At 72.3% G+C, this 20,537-nt stretch carries 16 protein-coding genes and 1 riboswitch; of the genes, 10 read left to right on the top strand and 6 right to left on the bottom strand.

From position 1 onward, the window contains the following. Positions 1 to 310 precede the first annotated feature (310 nt). Positions 311 to 646 carry a hypothetical protein gene (locus C5508_RS02355; protein WP_104523238.1) on the top strand — a complete coding sequence of 112 codons (336 nt, stop codon included), beginning with the start codon at positions 311 to 313 and terminating at the stop codon, positions 644 to 646. Positions 647 to 687: 41 nt separating this feature from the next. On the opposite strand, the gene uvrB is transcribed toward C5508_RS02355, so the two are convergent. Continuing rightward, positions 688 to 2,805 carry an excinuclease ABC subunit UvrB gene (gene uvrB / locus C5508_RS02360; protein WP_104523240.1) on the bottom strand — a complete coding sequence of 706 codons (2,118 nt, stop codon included), beginning with the start codon at positions 2,803 to 2,805 and terminating at the stop codon, positions 688 to 690. A 448-nt stretch (positions 2,806 to 3,253) separates the two neighbouring features. Between uvrB and glgX the strand changes: the two genes are divergently transcribed. The 3 genes from glgX (at position 3,254) to C5508_RS20455 (ending at position 8,691) form a co-directional block, all read left to right on the top strand. After that, complete coding sequence (glgX, locus tag C5508_RS02365) at positions 3,254 to 5,362, top strand: glycogen debranching protein GlgX (protein WP_104523242.1); 2,109 nt, start codon at positions 3,254 to 3,256, stop codon at positions 5,360 to 5,362. Continuing rightward, positions 5,359 to 7,707: a malto-oligosyltrehalose synthase gene (treY, locus tag C5508_RS02370; protein ID WP_104523244.1), complete on the top strand. Its 2,349-nt coding sequence runs from the start codon at positions 5,359 to 5,361 to the stop codon at positions 7,705 to 7,707. The genes glgX and treY overlap by 4 nt, the downstream gene beginning before the upstream one ends. A 238-nt stretch (positions 7,708 to 7,945) precedes the next feature. After that, positions 7,946 to 8,105, top strand: a riboswitch (cyclic di-AMP (ydaO/yuaA leader). 1 nt (position 8,106) lies between these two features. Further along, complete coding sequence (locus C5508_RS20455; RefSeq protein WP_104523246.1) at positions 8,107 to 8,691, top strand: LysM peptidoglycan-binding domain-containing protein; 585 nt, start codon at positions 8,107 to 8,109, stop codon at positions 8,689 to 8,691. Positions 8,692 to 8,732: 41 nt separating this feature from the next. Here the strand turns inward: C5508_RS20455 and C5508_RS02380 are convergent, their stop codons facing one another. Genes C5508_RS02380 through C5508_RS02390 form a run of 3 tightly spaced genes read right to left on the bottom strand, consistent with a single transcriptional unit; the run spans position 8,733 to position 11,700 of the window. Further along, positions 8,733 to 9,956, bottom strand: coding sequence for an ABC transporter permease (locus C5508_RS02380; RefSeq protein WP_104523248.1), 1,224 nt, complete (start codon positions 9,954 to 9,956; stop codon positions 8,733 to 8,735). After that, entirely contained in the window at positions 9,953 to 10,681 is a 729-nt protein-coding gene (locus C5508_RS02385) for an ABC transporter ATP-binding protein (protein ID WP_104523250.1), read from the bottom strand. Before C5508_RS02385 ends, C5508_RS02380 begins: the two co-directional genes overlap by 4 nt. Next, positions 10,678 to 11,700: an efflux RND transporter periplasmic adaptor subunit gene (locus C5508_RS02390; protein ID WP_104523252.1), complete on the bottom strand. Its 1,023-nt coding sequence runs from the start codon at positions 11,698 to 11,700 to the stop codon at positions 10,678 to 10,680. Before C5508_RS02390 ends, C5508_RS02385 begins: the two co-directional genes overlap by 4 nt. Before the next feature lie 191 nt (positions 11,701 to 11,891). Between C5508_RS02390 and treZ the strand changes: the two genes are divergently transcribed. The 5 genes from treZ (at position 11,892) to C5508_RS02420 (ending at position 18,706) form a co-directional block, all read left to right on the top strand. Beyond that, complete coding sequence (gene treZ / locus C5508_RS02395) at positions 11,892 to 13,646, top strand: malto-oligosyltrehalose trehalohydrolase (protein ID WP_104523254.1); 1,755 nt, start codon at positions 11,892 to 11,894, stop codon at positions 13,644 to 13,646. A 1-nt stretch (position 13,647) separates the two neighbouring features. Beyond that, positions 13,648 to 14,403 carry a pyrimidine reductase family protein gene (locus C5508_RS02400; RefSeq protein ID WP_104523256.1) on the top strand — a complete coding sequence of 252 codons (756 nt, stop codon included), beginning with the start codon at positions 13,648 to 13,650 and terminating at the stop codon, positions 14,401 to 14,403. Positions 14,404 to 14,895: 492 nt separating this feature from the next. Further along, on the top strand, positions 14,896 to 15,963 hold the full coding sequence (locus C5508_RS02410) for an ATP-dependent DNA ligase (protein ID WP_104523260.1): 1,068 nt from the start codon (positions 14,896 to 14,898) through the stop codon (positions 15,961 to 15,963). An 84-nt stretch (positions 15,964 to 16,047) separates the two neighbouring features. Next, entirely contained in the window at positions 16,048 to 17,613 is a 1,566-nt protein-coding gene (locus tag C5508_RS02415) for an alpha/beta hydrolase (protein WP_232796866.1), read from the top strand. A gap of 25 nt (positions 17,614 to 17,638) precedes the next feature. After that, positions 17,639 to 18,706, top strand: a complete 1,068-nt coding sequence (locus tag C5508_RS02420) for a DNA polymerase domain-containing protein (RefSeq protein WP_104523262.1) — start codon at positions 17,639 to 17,641, stop codon at positions 18,704 to 18,706. Positions 18,707 to 18,728: 22 nt separating this feature from the next. On the opposite strand, the gene C5508_RS02425 is transcribed toward C5508_RS02420, so the two are convergent. Next, on the bottom strand, positions 18,729 to 19,364 hold the full coding sequence (locus C5508_RS02425; RefSeq protein WP_104523264.1) for a PilZ domain-containing protein: 636 nt from the start codon (positions 19,362 to 19,364) through the stop codon (positions 18,729 to 18,731). A gap of 167 nt (positions 19,365 to 19,531) precedes the next feature. Continuing rightward, complete coding sequence (locus C5508_RS02430) at positions 19,532 to 19,774, bottom strand: hypothetical protein (RefSeq protein ID WP_113684634.1); 243 nt, start codon at positions 19,772 to 19,774, stop codon at positions 19,532 to 19,534. Positions 19,775 to 20,012: 238 nt separating this feature from the next. Here C5508_RS02430 and C5508_RS02435 point away from each other — a divergent pair, with 238 nt between their 5' ends. Beyond that, positions 20,013 to 20,420 carry a hypothetical protein gene (locus C5508_RS02435; protein WP_104523268.1) on the top strand — a complete coding sequence of 136 codons (408 nt, stop codon included), beginning with the start codon at positions 20,013 to 20,015 and terminating at the stop codon, positions 20,418 to 20,420. Positions 20,421 to 20,537: the final 117 nt, after the last annotated feature.

Here is a 20,537-nt window from a genome sequence, read left to right on the forward strand (position 1 = left end):
TTATGTTACACATGATGTGTCTCGACTTGGCTATGTTTCTATCTTACTTTATATTTAGTCATAAAAGATACGGCTACCATGAGGATCTACACGATCCTCTTCGTCGACAGCGTCAGATGCGTATAAGTGACAGCCGTCGACCCGCCCCTCACCCTCGTCCCCGTGGTCCGCCGCCCCGTCGTCGCCCTGGTCGAGCACCCCGTCGGGGAGCAGCTCCTCCGCGACCACCCCGTCCGAGAACGAGGCGCTCCTGCAGCTGGCGGCCGCACGGTCGGACTCCCTCTCGGACCTCGTCCTGGACGAGCGCTGGGTGGCCCAGGTGGCGTCGAAGAGCGTCGGCATCACCGATCCCCTGCAGACGGCGCAGAACGGGACGCACACCTTCTACGCGGCCGACATCCTGGCCGAGAGCAACGCCGCCTTCTCCGTGGCCGACGGCGCCCCGGTGCTGGTGCTCACGTCCACCGACTTCGGGAAGCGGTCGTTCGCCGCGGACGGCGAGCCGTACTGGGTGACCCTGGTGGACGCCGGGTTCAGCGGCAGCGAGGACGTCGAGCTGTGGTGCGCGCGGGCCTACCCGTCACTGGACGCGGAGGAGCTGGCCAACACCTGCGCGGCCCGCACCCTCGCCCCGCCGCACGACTGAGGCTTTCCGGCGGGGTGCGCTCCGGCCCCGCCGGGCCTGGCTCAGGCGTGCGCGGCGTCGAACTGGCGGAGCTCCTTCTTCAGCTCGTTCAGCTCGTCGCGCAGCCGCGCGGCCACCTCGAACTGCAGCTCCCGAGCCGCCGCCAGCATCTGTTCGTTCATCGCCTGGATCATGTCGGCCAACTCGGCCCGAGGCAGACCCTGCACGTCGATCGACCCGGCCTTGGCCTTGGCCTTGGACGACAGCCCCGGCACCGGCGACTTCCCGCGCGACTGCTGGCGCCCCGAGCCGCCCAGCAGCTCGGTCGCCGCCTCGGTCTCCTCGGCTGCCTTGTAGATGCCGTCGAGGATGTCGACGATCTTCTTCCGCAGCGGCTGCGGGTCGACGCCGTGCGCCGTGTTGTAGGCGATCTGCTTCTCGCGCCGCCGGTTGGTCTCGTCGATCGCCTGCGCCATCGACGGGGTGATCTTGTCGGCGTACATGTGCACTTGGCCCGACACGTTGCGCGCCGCGCGGCCGATGGTCTGGATCAGCGACTTGCCCGACCGCAGGAAGCCCTCCTTGTCGGCGTCGAGGATGGCGACCAGCGACACCTCCGGAAGGTCGAGGCCCTCGCGCAGCAGGTTGATGCCGACCAGCACGTCGTACTCGCCCTGCCGGAGCTCGCGGAGCAGCTCGACGCGGCGCAGCGTGTCGACCTCGGAGTGCAGGTACCGCACCTTGATACCGAGCTCGAGCAGGTAGTCGGTGAGGTCCTCGGACATCTTCTTGGTCAGCGTCGTGACCAGGATCCGCTCGTCCTTCTCGGTACGGATGCGGATCTCGTGCACGAGGTCGTCGATCTGGCCCTTGGTCGGCTTGACCACGACCTCGGGGTCGATCAGGCCGGTGGGCCGGATGACCTGCTCCACGACGTCGCCCTGCACCTTGCCGAGCTCGTAGTCACCCGGGGTGGCCGAGAGGTAGACGGTCTGCTTGATCCGGTCGGTGAACTCCTCCCACTTCAGCGGGCGGTTGTCCATCGCCGACGGCAGCCGGAAGCCGTGCTCGACCAGCGTCCGCTTGCGGCTCATGTCGCCCTCGTACATGCCGCCGATCTGCGGCACGGTCACGTGCGACTCGTCGACGACGAGGAGGAAGTCGTCGGGGAAGTAGTCGATGAGACAGGCGCCGGCCGAGCCGGGCTTCCGGCCGTCGATGTGCCGCGAGTAGTTCTCGATGCCGGAGCAGAAGCCGACCTGGCGCATCATCTCGATGTCGTAGGTGGTGCGCATGCGCAGCCGCTGCGCCTCCAGCAGCTTGCCCTGCCTGTCCAGCTCCGCCAGGCGCTGCTCGAGCTCGGCCTCGATGCCGCGGATGGCCCGCTCCATGCGGTCGGGACCCGCGACGTAGTGGCTCGCCGGGAAGACGAACAGCTCCTCGACCTCGCGCACGACCTCACCGGTGAGCGGGTGCAGGTAGTACAGCCGCTCGACCTCGTCACCGAACATCTCGATCCGGACGGCGAGCTCCTCGTACACCGGGAAGATCTCGATGGTGTCGCCCCGGACCCGGAAGGTGCCGCGGGTGAACGAGAGGTCGTTGCGGGTGTACTGCTCGGTGACCAGCGTGCGCAGCAGCTCGTCGCGGTCCCGCTCCTCCCCCAGCTTGATCTTCAGCGCCCGCTCGACGTACTCCTGCGGCGTGCCCAGGCCGTAGATGCAGGAGACCGTCGAGACCACCACGACGTCGCGCCGGGTGAGCAGGCTGTTGGTCGCCGAGTGCCGCAGCCGCTCGACCTCCTCGTTGATGGAGGAGTCCTTCTCGATGTAGGTGTCCGTCTGCGGGACGTAGGCCTCGGGCTGGTAGTAGTCGTAGTACGAGACGAAGTACTCCACCGCCGCGTCGGGCAGCAGTTCCCTGAACTCGTTGGCCAGCTGCGCGGCGAGCGTCTTGTTGGGCGCCATGACGAGCGTGGGCCGCTGCACCTGCTCGATGAGCCAGGCGGTCGTCGCCGACTTGCCGGTACCCGTCGCGCCGAGGAGCACGGTGTCCTGCGCGCCCGAGTTCACCCGCTCGGCGAGCGCCTGGATGGCGGCCGGCTGGTCACCGGCGGGCTGGAACTCGCTGACGACGCGGAAACGCCCCTGGGTGGGCCGGAGGTCGGTGGTCGTGCGCACGGGGACGACGGTACGTCGGTGGTGTGACAGAACGCGTCGCGAGCGGTGTCGGGCAGCCGACGGGACGGCCGGGGAGGACGGGACAGAGCGGGTACTTGTCTCCTTCCGCCGTCACCCCCTAGCGTGCCTGCACGCAGGAGCGGTCCGCTCGGGGACCAGCGCCACCCGGGCCTCGACCCGGGCGAGGTCGGCCCCGCTGCGCCTGCACCCCTGGCCGGACCTGCGCCCGACGCCCCCGCGGCACTGCCGCGGGGGCGTCGTCGTCGCCGGCAGCGCACCGGCTCCCGCCTGGTCAGGAACCCGGCACGACTCACACCCGGTCCAGGTGTGGCGGGGCCCCCGCGCGGGCAACCGGTCTCCGACGTCCGTCCCCGGCCGGTGGCGTCAGCACGCGCGCCGGCCACCGCCCCGCGCCCCCGGGGCCCCTGCGCAGGAGGAACACCACACGATGACCCAGGTATGGCCGGGTAGCGCCTACCCCCTCGGCGCCACCTACGACGGCACCGGCACGAACTTCGCCATCTTCAGCGAGGTCGCCGAGAAGGTCGAGCTGTGCCTCTTCGACGAGCAGGGCAACGAGGAGCGGATCCGGCTCCCCGAGATGGACGGCTACGTCTGGCACGCCTTCCTCCCCGGCATCCACCCCGGGCAGAAGTACGGCTTTCGCGTGCACGGGCCCTACGAGCCGGAGCAGGGCCTGCGCTGCAACCCGAACAAGCTGCTGCTCGACCCGTACGCCAAGGCGATCGACGGCCAGATCGACTGGGACCCGTCGGTCTTCGGCTACGACTTCGAGACCAAGGAGCGCAACGACGAGGACTCGGCCGCGCACATGCCGAGGTCCGTCGTCGTCAACCCGTTCTTCGACTGGGGCGTGGACCGCCCGCCGAGGACGCCCTACAACAAGACGGTCATCTACGAGGCCCACGTCAAGGGCCTGACGATGACCCACCCGCGGGTTCCCGAGGAGCTGCGCGGCACCTACGCCGGCATCGCGCACCCGGCGGTCATCGAGCACCTGCAGGACCTGGGCGTCACGGCCATCGAGCTCATGCCGGTGCACCAGTTCGTGCAGGACGACACCCTGCTGCAGAAGGGGCTGCGCAACTACTGGGGCTACAACACGATCGGCTTCTTCGCGCCGCACAACGAGTACGCCCAAACCGCCAACGGCCAGCAGGTGCAGGAGTTCAAGGGCATGGTCCGCGCCCTGCACGAGGCGGGCATCGAGGTCATCCTCGACGTCGTCTACAACCACACCGCCGAGGGCAACCACCTGGGCCCGACGCTGTCGTTCAAGGGCATCGACAACCGGACCTACTACCGGCTGGTCGAGGGCGACGAGCAGTACTACATGGACACCACCGGGACCGGGAACTCGCTCAACGTGCGGGCCCCCCAGTCCCTGCAGCTGATCATGGACTCGCTGCGCTACTGGGTCACCGAGATGCACGTCGACGGCTTCCGCTTCGACCTCGCCTCCACCCTGGCGCGCCAGTTCCACGAGGTCGACCGGCTGTCTGCGTTCTTCGACCTGGTGCACCAGGACCCCGTCGTCAGCCAGGTCAAGCTGATCGCCGAGCCCTGGGACATCGGGGACGGCGGCTACCAGGTCGGCAACTTCCCGGCGCTGTGGACCGAGTGGAACGGCAAGTACCGCGACACCGTCCGTGACTTCTGGCGGGGCGAGGGCGGGACGATCGGCGAGTTCGCCGACCGCATCTCCGGCTCGGCCGACCTCTACCAGCACTCCGGGCGCCGTCCCGTCGCCAGCATCAACTTCGTCACCGCGCACGACGGCTTCACGATGAGGGACCTGGTCTCCTACAACGAGAAGCACAACGAGGCCAACGGCGAGGGCAACAACGACGGCGAGAGCCACAACCGCAGCTGGAACGGCGGCGTCGAGGGCGAGACCGACGACCCGCAGGTCCTGCACCTGCGAGCCCGCCAGCAGCGCAACTTCATCGCCACCCTGATGCTCAGCCAGGGCGTGCCGATGCTCCTGCACGGCGACGAGCTGGGCCGGTCGCAGGGCGGCAACAACAACGGCTACTGCCAGGACTCGCCGCTGACCTGGATCGACTGGGAGAAGGTCGACGAAGGGCTGCTGGAGTTCACCAAGAAGGTCACCCAGCTGCGTTGCGACCACCCGACGTTCCGCCGCCGCCGCTTCTTCCACGGCCGCCCGGTGCGCCGCGGTCAGGGCGAGCCGGTGCCGGACATCGACTGGCTCACCCCCGAGGGCGAGCAGATGGCCGACGACGACTGGGACGTCGGCTACGCGAAGTCCCTCGCCGTCTACCTCAACGGCGTGGGCATCCGGGAGATGGACGAGCGCGGCGAGTACGTCAAGGACGACCACTTCTACCTGGCGTTCAACGCCTCGGACCAGCCGATCGAGTTCACGCTGCCGGGCTCTGACTACGGGCAGACCTGGACGGTCGTCCTGGACACCGCCGAGATGGAGGAGGCCGAGCCGGTGGAGGTCAAGCCGGGCGAGACCGTGACCGTCGACGGCCGGGCCATCGTCGTGCTGACCGGACCGGCCCTGTGACCGGCCCGGTGCTCGCCCCCGGTGAGGAGCGCCGTCGCGGCGTGCCCGCGGCCACCTACCGGCTGCAGGTGCACGCGGACTTCCGGCTCCAGGACGCCGCCGAGCTCGCCGGGTATCTCGCCGACCTCGGCGTCACGCACGCCTACTCCTCTCCGCTGCTGCGCTCGGCCGAGGGCAGCAACCACGGCTACGACACCGTGGACCACGCCCACATCGACGAGGCCCGCGGCGGGCAGGCCGGCTTCGACCGGTTCGTCGGCGCGCTGCACGAGCACGGTCTCGGGCTGGTCCTGGACCTGGTGCCCAACCACATGGGCGTCGACGACCCCGCGGCCGCGCCGTGGTGGTGGGACGTGCTGCAGCACGGGCAGGACTCCGAGCACGCCGGCGCCTTCGACATCGACTGGGAGTTCGGCGGCGGCAAGGTCCGCATCCCGGTGCTCGGGTCGGCCGACGACGTCGAGAAGCTGGAGGTGGTGGACGGCGAGCTGCGCTACTACGACAACCGCTTCCCGATCGCGCCCGGTACCGAGGGGGGAACCCCGCAGGAGGTGCATGCGCGCCAGCACTACGAGCTGGTGGACTGGCGCCGCGCCGACTCCGACCTGAACTACCGGCGCTTCTTCGCCATCAACACCCTCGCCGGGCTCCGGGTCGAGGACCCCGGCGTCTTCGACGCCACCCACGAACTGGTGCTGCAGCTCGTGCGCGCCGGCGCCGTGGACGGTCTGCGGATCGACCACCCGGACGGCCTCGCCGATCCCAAGGGCTACCTCGACCGGCTGGCCGAGGCGTCGGACAACCGGTGGACGGTCGTCGAGAAGATCCTGGAGCCGGGCGAGGACCTGCCCGGGTCCTGGCGGACGGCGGGTACCACGGGGTACGACGCGCTGGCCGAGGTCGACAAGGTGCTCATCGACCCGGCCGGCGAGCCGGCCTTCACCGCCCTGGACACGGAGCTCGCGGGCAAGGAGGTCGACTACGCGCAGTTGGTCCACGACTGCAAGCGCGAGGTCACCGACGGCATGCTCGGTTCGGAGGTCGCCCGCCTGGTGCGGGTCATCGGTGAGCTGCCCGGGATCGATCCCGCCCAGCAGACGGAGGCGCTCGCCGAGCTGCTGGCGAGTTTCGGCGTCTACCGCAGCTACCTGCCCGACGGCCGCGAGCACCTCGACACCACGGTCGCCGCTGTGCGCGAGCGCCGCCCCGACCTGACCGCGGCGCTGGACGCCCTGCACCCGGTGCTGTCGCAGGCCGGCACCGAGGCCGCCACCCGTTTCGAGCAGACCAGCGGCCCGGTCATGGCCAAGGGCGTGGAGGACAGCGCCTACTACCGGTGGGCCCGGTTCGTGGCGCTGAACGAGGTGGGCGCCGATCCGGCCCGGTTCGGCGGCACGGTGGCCGGGTTCCACGCGGCGCAGCAGCGGCGGCAGGAGTTGCGGCCGCTGTCGATGACCACGCTGTCGACGCACGACACCAAGCGCAGCGAGGACGTGCGGGCCCGGCTCGCCGTGCTGGCCGAGCTGCCCTCGGAGTGGGCGCAGCTGGTCCGTGGCTGGCTCACCCGCCACCCGCTGGCCGACCGGTCGCTGGCCCACCTCGTGTGGCAGAACCTCATCGGTGCCTGGCCGCTCTCCCGCGAGCGGGCGCACGCCTACGTCGAGAAGGCCGCCCGCGAGGCCGGCACCTCCACAACTTGGACCAACCCCGTCCAGGAGTTCGAGGAGCAGCTGCACGCGCTGGTCGACGCGGCGTACGACGACCCGACGACGACGGCCGAGATCGAGGCGTTCGTCGCGCGGATCGCGCCGCTGGGCCGGTCCAACTCGCTGGCCCAGAAGCTGCTGCAGCTCACGATGCCGGGCGTGCCCGACGTCTACCAGGGCACCGAGCTCTGGGACCACTCGCTGGTCGACCCGGACAACCGCCGTCCGGTCGACTACACGCTGCGCCGGGACCTCCTCGCCCGGCTCGACGCCGGCGAGGTGCCCGACGTCGACGAGACCGGCGCGGCCAAGCTGCTCGTCGTCTCCAGGGTGCTCCGTGCCCGCCGTGACCACCCCGAGTGGTTCGCCGGGTACGCGCCGGTCGAGGTGACCGGTTCGGGTGCGGATCACGTCGTCGCGTTCGACCGGAGCGCCGAGGACGGCACGGGCGTGGTCGTGGTGGCCACCCGGCTCCCCGCCAAACTGGCGGAGAGCGGCTGGGGCGACACCGCGCTGCAGCTGCCCAACGGTGCGTGGCGGGACCTGCTCACCGGGGAGCGGGTGGTCTCGGACGTCGCCGGCGTGGCCGCCGACGTGCTGCTGGCGAAGCTCCCCGTCGCCCTCCTCGTCCGCGACTGACGAAGGGCCAGGGTCCTTCGCCGCCAGGTGAGCTCATCGGGGCGGCAGGCACCCTGCGGAGTCGTCCAGGCACGTGGCGGGACCCCGCCCCGGCGTGGCTCCGCCACGCCGGGGCGAATCGCCCGGAACCGTTCCGGATGAGCCAGCCAGGTCGGCATCCGGGCCCTAGCGTCGTGATCGCACCCGGGCCTGCCCGGCCGGGTGCGAGGTGCCGGACCGCCGAACCCCGTCCGCCGGACACCTGACTCCGACCCACCCAGGACGGGGGCGGGGGACCCACGTCCCGGCGCGTACGCGCGCCTCGGGGTGAAGCCGCTCCGTGCCCACCGGCACGACGGCCGGGCATCCGATTCGCCCGAACCCGACAGCTCACCTCGCAGGCGGTGATCGGAGGATCACATGTCCACACATCTCTCGATGACGCGCGCCCGCAGGGGCGCCCTCGTCGTCGGCGCCGCGGCGATCGGCGTCGGCGTGCTCGCCGCGCCGGCGCAGGCCGCGGCCCACGACTGGTCCGGCGTCGCCCAGTGCGAGTCCGGTGGCAACTGGACCATCAACACCGGCAACGGCTACTTCGGCGGACTGCAGTTCAGCTCGCCCACATGGCTGGGCCACGGCGGCGGCGAGTTCGCTCCACGGGCCGACCTGGCCAGTCCTGCGGATCAGATCGCGGTCGCGGAGCGGGTCCTGCTGACCCAGGGCGCGGGCGCCTGGCCCACGTGCGGCAAGCAACTGCGGCCCGGCACGACACCGGCTGCCTCCGCACCTGCTCCCGCCCCCGCCCCGTCGGCCGCTCCGGCAGTGCCCTCTTCTCCGTCGTCCGCCGCCGGGGGGTACACCGTGGGCCGGCGGGACACCCTCGCGAAGATCGCCCGCGCCCACGGCGTCGCCGGCGGTTGGCGGGCACTCTGGGCGGCCAACCGCGCCACGGTGACGAACCCGGACGTGATCCGGGTCGGCCAGCGGCTGGTCCTCCCCCGCTGATCCCGAAGGCAGCCGGGGCCCCAGCCCCGGCTGCCCTGCGGTCAGAAGCGGATCGCGTCGATGACCTTGGCGCGGACGGCGATGATCGCCGGCAGCAGGCCGGCCAGCGCACCGACCGCGGTGGCGGCGATCATCCCCTCGATCGCCGCGGCCACCGGGAAGCCGGGCGCGTCGGCCAGCGGGATGCCGTCGCTGAACCACCGCTCGACCGGCAGGTTGCGGACCAGCACCACGGCCGCGCCGACCGCGGCCACACCGGCGAGAGCCGTCGCGCAGACGCTCTCCAGCATCACCGCGGAGAACACCCGCCCGGAGGTCGCCCCGAAGCTGCGCCGCACGCCGATCTCGCGGATCCGCTGCCGCACGGTGACCAGGCCGATGTTGAGCACTCCGAGCCCGCCGAGGATCAGCACGACGACGCCGGCGCCCCGGATGGCCAACCGCAGCACGGCCAGGGTCTCCTCGACGCCCTCCGCGTCCATCCGGTAGGGATCGACCTGGGCGCCGTCCAGCGCCAACCCGAGGTCCCGCCGGACGGTCTCCATCACCTGGTCGACCTGGTCGGGGTGCACCCAGAGCTTCAGCGTGCTCGGGCCGCCGTACATCGCCTGCATCGGATCGACCGCCCCCGCGTCGCCCCAGGACCCGCCGGACCTGTCGACCCGGTAGGCGACCAGCTCCGAGCCGTAGCCCTCCCGGAGGACCCCGACGATGGTCGCCCGCACCGGAGTGGGGCCGCCGAGCATCACGGTCGGCCGCGACGAGAGGTCCGGAACTCCGAGCGCCTCCAGGAACGCCTCGTTGACCACCAGCGCCGGGCTCAGCGAGGTGCGGTCCCCCTCGCGGAACCAGCGGCCCTCGACGGGCTGCTTGCGGTGCAGCTCCCCGTAGGACGGCGACACCCGCACGGTCTGCACCCGCTGGGTCCCGCCCGGCATGCGGTACAGCCCCTCGCCGTAGGAGATCGTGGCCGACGTCGTCAGGTCGTACCGCCCGGTCAGCTCGGCGACCGCCACGTCCCACGCCTCGGCGTCCGGCGGCATCCCGGTCATGGGGTCGAAGGCCTGGACCGCGATGGTGGCCGGCCGACCCCCCGTCCGCTCGGCGGTCTCCTGCTGCACCTGGGCGGCGATCTGGCCGATGGCCGTCACCGAGGTCATCGCGAACACCGCCAGGAAGACGCCGACCAGCGAGAGCACGACCCGGCTCTTGTGCACCCGGACCTCGTCCCAGGCCTCCGACAGCGCACCGAGGACGCCGGTCATGCCGTGCCCCGGTCCGACGTCGCGGCGCCGAGGGACCCGGCCTCCACCAGCGGGGAGAGCCGGCCGCCGTCCAGCCGGTACCGCCGGCTCGCCAGCGCGGCCACCGACAGGTCGTGGGTGATGGTGATGAGCGCGGCGCCGTTCTCCGACGTCGCCTCGGCGAGCAGCGCCATCACCTGGGCGCCGGTCTCCACGTCGAGGGCACCGGTCGGCTCGTCGGCGAGGACCACCCGCGGCGCCCGCACCAGGGCGCGGGCGATCGCCACCCGCTGCTGCTCGCCACCGGAGAGCCGCTCCGGCACGTGGTCGGCGCGTGCTCCGAGCCCGACGCGGTCCAGCATCTCGGCGGCCGTGCGGCGACGGCGGAGGAAGTCGCGGCCGCGGGCGTAGAGCAGCGGCGCGGCCACGTTCTCCACGGCGGTGCGGCGCGGCAGCAGGTTGAACTGCTGGAAGACGAAGCCGAACACCTCACCGCGCAGCCGCGACCGGCGCCGGGCCCGGAGGTGGTCGGTCGGCTCGCCGTCCAGCAGGTAGGTGCCGGCGGTGGGGTTGTCGAGCAGCCCGAGGATGTTGAGCAGCGTCGACTTCCCCGATCCCGACCGGCCGACGATCGACACGTGCTCACCCGGCGCGATCTCCAGGTCGACTCCGGTGAGGATCGGCAGCAGGCTGCCGTCGGGCAGGACGACCTCCCGGCTGATGCCGCTCAGCGACAGCAGACTCATCCGTACGGCCCCCCCATGCCCGGCTCCTCGACGGAGTCGTCGGGCACCGGGATGAACTGGAGCACCTGCTCGCCCTCGGTCAGTCCCTCGCGCACCTCGATCTGGTCGCCGTCGCTCAGCCCGAGCACGACCGGACGCTCCTCCTCGGTCCCGTCCTCACCGACGACCCACACGTTGCCCTGCTGGACGGAGCCCTGGACGGCGGTGATGGGCACGACCAGCACGTTCTCGGCTGTGCCGGCGTTGACGGCGACGGTGGCCGCCATGCCCGCGAAGACGGTGGTCCCGCCGGGGACCGCGCACCGGGCGGTCGTGCCGCCGGAGGGCTGCGGTCCCGGGTAGCCGCCTCCTGCTCCCGGGTCGCCGCCCGCGGCTGTCGGGGCGGCACCGAGGGTGAGGCCGGTGCACGTGAACGGCGCCGGCCCGCCCTCCACCGTGACCTCGGCGGTCGACGGCGGGGCGAGCAACCGGAACTGCTCGCTCTGGGTCAGCGTCGCGGTCACCGACAGCGTGCCGGGCGCGATCTCACCGATCTTGTCGCCGACCGACACGACCTGGTCGACCAGGGCGTCCATGGAGGAGACGGTTCCGCCGGTGGGCGCGGGCACGGTCACCGTGCGCACCTTGGGCGGCCGGGGCGTGACCGTCGGGTTCCCCTCGGCGTCTGTGCCCGGAGTCGGCGGGAACTGCTCCTCGACGCGGATCTCCACCAGCGCCTGCCCGGCGGCGACCGTCTTCCCCTGCCCGGCCACGATCCGTCGGACGGTGCCGACGGCGGTCGCCTTGATCGTCACCGCGTCGTCGGCCACGACGGTGCCGCTGACGGTGACGGTGTTGGCGACGGTCCCGCGCGCGACGGGCATCGTCGGCGTGGAGAGGTCCACCATCGGGGCACCCGGCCCGGCCACGGTGTCGGTCTCCCCGCCGCCGCGGAAGGCGAGCACGACCAGCGCCGCGGCGATCACCCCCCAGACGAGCAGCCGCAGCGCAGGGAAGACGAGGGTGCGAACCGTGCCCACGGGCGGCCTCCGGCGGATGGGGTACCCAGCGGTACCGGTGGCCGGGGACGATAGCGGCCGAGGGCCTGGTCAGATCGCGAATCCGCCGCGGCACGCGGACGCGCCCGGTTCGGTCACCGGGATGGTTGGGCCGCCGCAACGCGGGCAGAACTCCTCCGCTCCCCGCCGTCCCCCTTCCTGGAGGCTCCCGCATGCCCGCTCCCGCCCAGTTCGCCGTCTGGGCCCCGCTGCCCGAACGCGTGCGAGTGCAGGTCGACGGCACCGTCCACGAGATGAGCCGGGACGAGGGCGGCTGGTGGCGAGCCGCGGTCGAGGCGCGACCCGACGCCGACTACGGCTTCCTGCTCGGGGACGACGACACACCGCGTCCGGACCCGCGTTCCCGCCGCCAGCCCGAGGGCGTGCACGGGCTGTCCCGCCGCTTCGACCCGTCCGCCTACTCGTGGGGGGACTCCGCGTGGACCGGGCGCCCATTGGCCGGCGGCGTGGTCTACGAGATGCACATCGGGACCTACACCCCCGAGGGCACGCTCGACTCGGCCATCGAGCGGCTGGACCACCTGGTGGAGCTCGGCGTCGACTTCATCGAGCTGCTGCCGGTCAACGCGTTCAACGGCACGCACAACTGGGGCTACGACGGCGTGCTCTGGTACGCCGTCCAGGAGACCTACGGCGGGCCGGAGGCCTACCAGCGGTTCGTCGACGCCTGCCACCAGCGCGGGCTGGGCGTGATCCAGGACGTCGTCTACAACCACCTCGGCCCGTCGGGGAACTACCTGCCGCTGTTCTTCCCGATCTTCGCCGAGGGCGGCTCCAACACGTGGGGCGACTCGATCAACCTCGCGGGGCCCGACTCCGACGAGGTGCGCCGGTACATCCTCGACAACGTGCTGATGTGGTTGCGCGACATGCACGTCGACGGCCTCCGGCTGGACGCCGTGCACGCGCTGGTCGACGAGCGCGCGGTGCCGATCCTCGAGCAGATGTCGACCGAGGTGGACCGGCTCTCCGTCGCCGTCGGCCGGCCGCTCACGCTGATCGCCGAGAGCGACCTCAACGACCCGCGCATGGTCACCCCGCGCGCCGCCGGGGGCAGCGGCATCCACGCGCAGTGGAGCGACGACTTCCACCACTCGCTGCACAGCACGCTGACCGGGGAGGGCCAGGGGTACTACTCCGACTTCGCCGAGGCCGGCCTGGGCGGGCTGGCCAAGACGCTGACCGGCGCGTTCTTCCACGACGGCGCCTGGTCGAGCTTCCGTCGCCGTTCGCACGGGCGCCCCGTGGACACCGCCCGCCTGCCCGGCTGGAAGTTCCTCGGCTACCTGCAGGACCACGACCAGATCGGCAACCGCGCCACCGGCGACCGCATCTCCGAGACCCTCTCCCCCGGGCTGCTCGCCGTCGGCGCCACCCTCGTGCTGACCGCGCCCTTCACCCCGATGCTGTTCATGGGCGAGGAGTGGGGCGCCCGGACGCCGTGGCAGTTCTTCACCAGCCACCCGGAGCCGGAGCTGGGCAAGGCGACCGCCGAGGGGCGCATCGGCGAGTTCGCCGAGCACGGGTGGGACCCCGAGATCGTCCCGGACCCGCAGGACCCCGAGACCTTCACCCGGTCCAAGCTCGACTGGTCCGAGCTCGCGCAGGAGCCGCACGACCGGCTGCTCGCCGTGCACCGGTCACTGCTCGCCCTGCGCAAGGCCCACCCCGACCTCGTCGACGCCGACCTCTCCGCCGTCCAGGTCGAGTGGGACGACGCCGACCGCTGGATGGTGGTGCACCGGGGCTCGCTGCGGGTGGTGGTCAACCTGGCCGACTCACCGCGGGAGATCGACCTCGACGTCCCGGCCGGCGAGGTCCTCTTCACCACCGGGGAGCTGCCGACCGTCGACGCCTCCACGGTCACCCTGGCCGCGGAGAGCGCCGCGATCGTGGCCACGCGCTGACGTGCGGCGGCTGTTCCCCGGGTCAGGTGGGTCCGACGACACCCAGCTGGACGACGGCGGCCTGGTGGAGGCCTACCGCTGCCCGGCGGGACGCTGGCTGCGGATGAACTTCATCGCCTCGCTCGACGGCGCCATCACCGTCGGCGGGGTCAGCGAGGGGCTGGGATCACCGGGCGACCGGCGGGTGTTCCGGGTGCTCCGCGCCCTGGCCGATGTCGTCCTCGTCGGGCACGGCACCGCGGCCACCGAGGGCTACCATCCCGTGGCGCAGGACTCGCCGGTCGGGCGGCTGCGCGAGGCGATCGGCCGCAGCCCGGCCATGCCGGTCGCCGTGGTCTCGCGGCGGGCGTCGCTGGACCCCGCGAGCGGGCTGGTGACCGACGCCGTCTCCCCCACGATCCTGGTCACCTGCGCGTCGGCCGATCCGGACCGGCGCGCGGCCCTGACCGACGCGGGCGTCGACGTCCTCGTGTGCGGCGACGACGACGTCGACCTGCCGGCCGCGCTCGACGCCCTCGCCGAGCGCGGCCTGGCGCAGGTGACCTGCGAGGGCGGGCCGCAGCTGCTCCGCACCGCCGTCGCTGCCGGGGTGGTCGACGAGCTCGACCTGTCGGTCTCTCCCGCGCTCGTCGGGGGCGAGACCCGGCTGCTCGACGGCGCTCTCCCGGTCGCGGTGCGCCTCTCGCTGCGCCAGGTGCTCGAGGAGGACGGGATGCTCTTCACCCGCTACGGGGTAGGCGGCGCCGCCCGCCCCTAGGCCCACGCGGGGTCAGCGGACGACAACGACGCGGCCCGCACCCGAGTCGTCCGGCCGCGTCCAGTCCCGTCGAGCCGGGCGGCGGTTCACCGACTTCGGCATGCTGGTGGAGCCGGCTCCGCCGTACACCGGCTCCCGCATCCGGCTGTCCGGGCCGGACCCCGAAGCGGTCCGCGTGGAGACGGGCTGGTTCCTCCGGCTCACCGCGGACCTCTCGCGGACGGGCTCCACCACCTCACCGAGGCCGTCACGGCCATCACCCCGGACGGGTCGGCCCACGAGTACGTCGTCGTGCGCGACGGGACCGTCCGCGAGGACGGCTTCCGAATCCTCCACCCGAGCGGTTCCCCGCAGCTCCGCCCGGAGGTCCCCGACCGCCGGAGGCCAGGCGAGGGTCGTCCCCGGGTGGGTGACGGCGACGGACTGACCCGACGCCACCCGACCGGATCGCCGGCTCGGTCGACGTCGTCCCGGGCTGCTTGACTACGCCGCATGGACCTGCCCGTGATGCCGCCGGTGAAGCCCATGCTGGCCAAGGCCGCGACCAAGGTGCCCACCGGCGACTTCCTGTACGAGCCCAAGTGGGACGGCTTCCGCTGCGTCGTCTTCCGCGACGGCGACGAGGTGGAGCTGGGCAGCCGCAACGAGCGCCCGCTCACCCGGTACTTCCCCGAGGTGGTCGCCGCGGTGAAGGAGCACCTCCCGGAGCGGTGCGTCGTCGACGGCGAGATCATCGTGCCGCGCGGCGACCGGCTGCACTTCGAGGCGCTGCTGCAGCGGATCCACCCCGCCGAGTCGCGGATCAACCTGCTGGCGGAGCAGACGCCGGCCTCCTTCGTCGCCTTCGACCTGCTCGCACTGGGGGACGAGTCGCTGCTCCAGACCCCGTTCGCCGAGCGCCGGGCTCGTCTGGAGACCGCGATGCGGAACAGCCGGGCACCGATCCACCTCACCGGCGTCACCCGCGACGCCGCCACGGCCGAGCGCTGGTTCGAGACCTTCGAGGGCGCCGGTCTGGACGGCGTCGTCGCCAAGGCAGCGGACCTCCCCTACGGCCCCGACCAGCGGCTGATGACCAAGGTGAAGCACGTGCGGACGGCGGACTGCGTGGTCGCCGGCTTCCGCTGGCACAAGAGCGGCCCCATCGTCGGCTCCCTGCTCCTGGGCCTCTACTCCGACGGCGAGCTGCAGCACATCGGCGTCGCGGCGTCGTTCCCGATGAAGCGCCGGGCCGAGCTGGTCGAGGAGCTCGCGCCCTACCGGGCCGAGGCCGTCGACGGGCATCCGTGGCAGGACTGGGCCAACGCCCAGGTGCAGGGCGACGGCGAGCAGCGGATGCCCGGCGCCGTCAGCCGGTGGAACGCCAAGAAGAACCTCTCCTGGGTGCCGCTGCGCCCCGAACTGGTCGTCGAGATCAAGTACGACCAGCTCGAAGGGCGACGACTTCGTCACACCGGTCAGTTCCTCCGGTGGCGTCCCGACCGGGACCCCCGCAGCTGCACGTACGACCAGCTCGACGTGCCGGTTCGCTACGACCTCGCCGAGGTCCTGGACGGCTGACGTGGGGTGGCGACGGCCCCGGGATGTCGCCCGATCGGGAGCACGCGTCTGCACGGGGGCCGCGCGCCTCCTAGTCTCGTGAAGGTGATCAAGCGTCTGCACCGTGGCCTCCCGGCCGTCGCGTCCAGCCTGCTGCTGGCCCTTCCGCTCGCACTGGCCGGATGCACCTCGTTCGGCGATGAACCGAAGAAGCCTGCTGCCGCCAACGCCACCCCCACCGAGGCCGAGGCGGCGGAGATCGAGTGGAGCGACTGCGACGCCCAGATCCAGCCGCTGATCGCGGGCCAGCCGGGCAGCGAGCGCGACCTCCTCTTCGAGTGCGGCCGCACCGAGGTGCCGATCAGCTACGAGGAGCCCGCCGGCGCCACCCTGCCGCTCTTCCTGGTGCGGGCGACCCCCGCCGGGCAGACCGAGCGGATCGGCTCCCTGGTGGTCAACCCCGGCGGCCCCGGCGGCTCCGGCGCCGACGCCGCCATCGGCCTGGCGCTGACCCTGCCCCCCGAGATCCTGGCCCGGTTCGACATCGTCGGCTTCGACCCGCGCGGCGTCGGCCTCTCCACGCCCGTCGAGTGCATCCCCGCCGAGCTCAAGGACCGGGTGATCGCCGCCGAGCCGCGGCCGACCACCGCCGAGCAGCTCGACGCCGTCTTCACGCTCACCCAGGAGGTGGCCGACGGCTGCGCCGAGGAGTACGGCGACGCCCTGGGCACCTTCAACACCGTCGACACCGCCCGCGACATGGAGCAGCTGCGCAAGTCCCTCGGCGACGAGCAGCTGACCTACCTCGGGTACTCCTACGGGACCACGCTGGGCTCCACCTACGCCGAGCTCTTCCCCGACCGGGTCCGGGCCATGGTGCTCGACGCCGCGGTCGACCCGGACCCCGACCTGGTGGCCGACGCCGAGGCCAGCGCCGCCGGTTTCGAGGCCGGCTTCAACGCGTTCGCGGAGAACTGCAGGGGCCTGATCGCCGGCTGCCCGCTCGGTGACGACCCGCGCCGCTTCGTCGAGGAGCTGCTCGCCCAGGCGGCCGGGGCGCCGATCCCCAGCAGCGAGGAGGGCGAGACCCGCCAGGCGACGCCGGGCATCGTCCTCACGGCCGTGCAGGCCGCGCTGTACGACACGGGTTCCTGGCCGCAGCTGGCGCAGGGCCTGCGCGCCGCCCGGGACGGCGACTCGAAGGCGCTGTTCTCCCTGGCCGACGAGCTGACCGGTCGCCTGGAGGACGGCACGTACTCCAACCTCCTCGACGCCAACCTGGCGATCAACTGCGCCGACACCGACGAGACGGTGGAGACCACCGAGATCCGCACGGTGGTCGCCGACTGGAGCCAGAAGTACCCGCTCTTCGGAGCCGGGTCGGCCGCCGGGCTGTACACCTGCTCGGTGTGGGAGGCCGACCGGACCCCGGTCCCGGAGCGCGACGCCGCCGGCAGCGCCCCGATCCTGGTCGTCGGCAACCAGGGCGACCCGGTGACGCCGCTGCCCGGCGCGGTCGACATGGCGGAGGAACTGGCGGCGGGCGTGCTGCTGACCTGGCAGGGTCAGGGTCACACGGCCTACCCGAAGACCGACTGCATCACCGCCGCCGTGAACGCGTACCTGATCGACCTGGTGGCACCGCAGGACGGGCTGACCTGCCCGGCCTGACCCCCCGGCAGAGCGGAGTGGCTCGATGGCCAGCAGCAAGGACGCCGTCGTCCTCGACGTCGACGGGCACGAGGTGCGCATCTCCAACCCGGAGAAGCCGTACTTCGGGGACCTGGGCATCCGGAAGATCGACGTCGTCGAGTACTTCATCGCCGTGGGCGAGGGGATCCTCTTCGCGCTGAAGGACCGGCCGACGACGCTCGAGCGCTGGCCCGGCGGGGTCTTCGAAGGTGCCCGCATCTCCACCCGCGTGGACAACACCGGCGACGCGTTCTACCAGAAGCGGGTGCCCAAGAACGCCCCCGAGTGGGTGCCGACGGCGCACATCACGTTCCCGAGCGGGCGGACGGCCGACGAGATCGCGCCGGACTCGGTCGCCGTCGTGGCGTGGTGCGCCAACCTGGGCACGCTGACCTTCCACCCCTGGCCGGTCGGCAAGGCCGACGTCGAGTCGCCGAACCAGATCCGCATCGACCTCGACCCGCAGCCGGGCACCGACTTCTCCGACGCCGTGTGGGTGGCCCCGCACGTGCGCGAGCTGCTGCACGAGTTCGGGATGGAGGGCTGGCCGAAGACCTCGGGCGGACGGGGCGTGCACATCTACGTGCCCATCCAGCCGCGGTGGACCTTCACCGAGGTGCGTCGCTCGGTCATCGCCTTCGGCCGCGAGCTGGAACGGCGGCTCCCCGACCGCGTGACCATGTCGTGGTGGAAGGAGGAGCGCGGCGAGAAGATCTTCATCGACTACAACCAGATGGCCCGGGACCGCACGATCGCCTCGGCGTACTCCATCCGGCCCCGGCCACACGCCCCGGTGTCGGCGCCGGTGGACTGGGACGAGCTCCCCGACGTCTCACCGTTCGACTTCGACGTGCGCACCATGCCCGCGCGCTTCCGCGAGGTCGGTGACAAGCACGCCGGGCTGGCCGACCACGCCTACGACATCTCCGGGCTGCTGGAGCTCGCGGAGAAGCAGGAGAGCGACGCCGGCATGGGCGACCTCCCCTATCCCCCCGACTACCCGAAGATGCCCGGCGAGCCGATGCGGGTGCAGCCCAGCCGCGCGCGGAAGGCCGCCGCGGCCGAGGGCTGACTGTGAGGCTGGCCGGGTCGGCTCAGTCGGCGGCGGCGCGCTCCTCGCGCAGTGCCTGGAACACCCGGCGGCGCAGCGAGTCGCCGTCGGCCTCCGGCACGTCCAGGAAGCGCACGGACAGCAGCCACCGCGGTCCCTGCACCGTCTGCCGGACGATCTCGCCCTTCAGGTGCACGGTGCGCTCGTTGAGGGAGATGGCCACGTTCAGCTCGCAACCGTTGTCCGGCGGCAGGCCCCAGCCGTCGACGAGCGCGCGCATACCGGCCTCGCTCAGGTCGACCGTGTGGCCGGACAGCATGCCGTCGGTCCACGGCATGGTGACCGGCACCTCGGCGCGGGCCCGCACGGCGCGACGACGCTGGCTGCGCTCGGCGGCACCGGTGGCCGTCAGGTTCCAGAGGACGCCGTCGCCCTCGTCGTCCAGGCCGCTGATCTTGGCCGGGAGCGTGCGTTCCTCGTAGCCCGAGACCCAGTAGAGCTCGACGGAGTCACCGGGCTTGACCGAGGTCTTCCACGCCGTGCCCTCGCCGTGCGGCCGCACCGAGATGACGAACTCGGTCGAGACCTCGACCGACGCGGTCACGGTGATCCCGCGCGCCACCAACGTGACGTCGGCGGACGTGGACACCTCCGGCCGGACAGCGCTGGACTCGCTCATCGGGACCCTCCACCTGCACACTCGAGCAACGGGACGGCCTGGCGGCCGTGTGGCGGACAGTGAACGACATGCCGTCCTCCACCGTGTGCATCGGCGGGCGTCTTCCCGGAATTTCCCCTCGGCGGGCGGCCGTCACCCGATGGGGTGACAGCCGCGGCGGGGCCGGCTCACGAGGCGAGGCGGTGCGCGTCCGCGCCGAACGCGTGCGCGGCGAGCGCGGCCGGGCCGGTCACACCCATCGCCAGGGTGGCGGCGGCGACCGCCGCACGCAGGACCACCGCGGACTCGGCGAGCCGGTCGGCGAGCACGAGGTCGAGATCGGCGTCGTGCAGGTCGTCGACGTCCCGCAGGGGCACGAGCTGGCCGTCCCGGGCGAGGGGGACGGGTGCGGAGGGGGCTGCGGTGGGCATCGTGGTTCTCCTGGTTCGGCGCAGGGTGCCGGATCCGTCCGGCCTGATCACCGTGCGGGCCCAGGCGCACGGTGACGCCGAGAGAAGCGCAGGAAATCCGCAAGACCCCGTCCCCGGCGCGAGCGCCCCGGCGTCCTCCCCCGCACGGGTGACGCCGGGTGCCCGCTCCCCCGGGGCTCCTCAGGCACCGCGGAACCGGGACCGATGCAGGTCAGAGGTTCCGACGGAGAGGGAGAACGTGAGGGTCTGGCTGGTGGTGTACGGCGTGTCCTACGTCGTCATCGAGATGGTCGGCGCCTCCCTGGAGTCCGTCGGGTGGCCGCGCGTCACCGCCCTCGACGTGGCGACGGCGGTGACCGACGCGTTCCTCGCCGTCTCCGTCGTCCTCGCCGTCCTGCTGGGCCTCAGGCTGGGCGCCGAGCGGTGGGGCCGGTCCCTCGCCCTCCGGTTCGACGACGGGGAGTCGGTCGAGCCGGCCCGCGCCGCACCGATCGGCGTCCGCTCCTGGCGGCCCGAGCCGCTCGCCTTGCCCAGCGCTGCCGCCCGTCCGGTCCCCACCCGGAGCACCTACGCGGTCGGCGCGTACACCTCCCGCCGCCGTCGGGTCGCGCCGTCCTTCCCCGAGGATCCCGGCCACCTGCTGTGACCGGTGCGGGCGCCGTCGGAGGCGTCCGGAAAGAGCTGCGGGTCACAGTTCTGCCGCAGCGTGTTCCCTTCCGCCGATCTTTGGCTAGGGTTGGGGCGTCGGGAAGGCCCTGCGCTA

The sequence above is a fragment of the Blastococcus atacamensis genome (genome assembly GCF_002938425.1).
In the GTDB taxonomy this organism is placed as follows: domain Bacteria; phylum Actinomycetota; class Actinomycetes; order Mycobacteriales; family Geodermatophilaceae; genus Blastococcus; species Blastococcus atacamensis.

Excerpts from the sequence above, each read along its gene's own strand:
- C5508_RS02430 (WP_113684634.1), bottom strand. The coding sequence starts at position 19,774 with ATGCCCACCGCAGCCCCCTCCGCACCCGTCCCCCTCGCCCGGGACGGC.
- C5508_RS02380 (WP_104523248.1), bottom strand. The coding sequence starts at position 9,956 with ATGACCGGCGTCCTCGGTGCGCTGTCGGAGGCCTGGGACGAGGTCCGG.
- glgX (WP_104523242.1), top strand. The coding sequence starts at position 3,254 with ATGACCCAGGTATGGCCGGGTAGCGCCTACCCCCTCGGCGCCACCTAC.
- treZ (WP_104523254.1), top strand. The coding sequence starts at position 11,892 with ATGCCCGCTCCCGCCCAGTTCGCCGTCTGGGCCCCGCTGCCCGAACGC.
- C5508_RS02385 (WP_104523250.1), bottom strand. The coding sequence starts at position 10,681 with ATGAGTCTGCTGTCGCTGAGCGGCATCAGCCGGGAGGTCGTCCTGCCC.
- C5508_RS20455 (WP_104523246.1), top strand. The coding sequence starts at position 8,107 with ATGTCCACACATCTCTCGATGACGCGCGCCCGCAGGGGCGCCCTCGTC.
- C5508_RS02420 (WP_104523262.1), top strand. The coding sequence starts at position 17,639 with ATGGCCAGCAGCAAGGACGCCGTCGTCCTCGACGTCGACGGGCACGAG.
- C5508_RS02410 (WP_104523260.1), top strand. The coding sequence starts at position 14,896 with ATGGACCTGCCCGTGATGCCGCCGGTGAAGCCCATGCTGGCCAAGGCC.
- C5508_RS02425 (WP_104523264.1), bottom strand. The coding sequence starts at position 19,364 with ATGAGCGAGTCCAGCGCTGTCCGGCCGGAGGTGTCCACGTCCGCCGAC.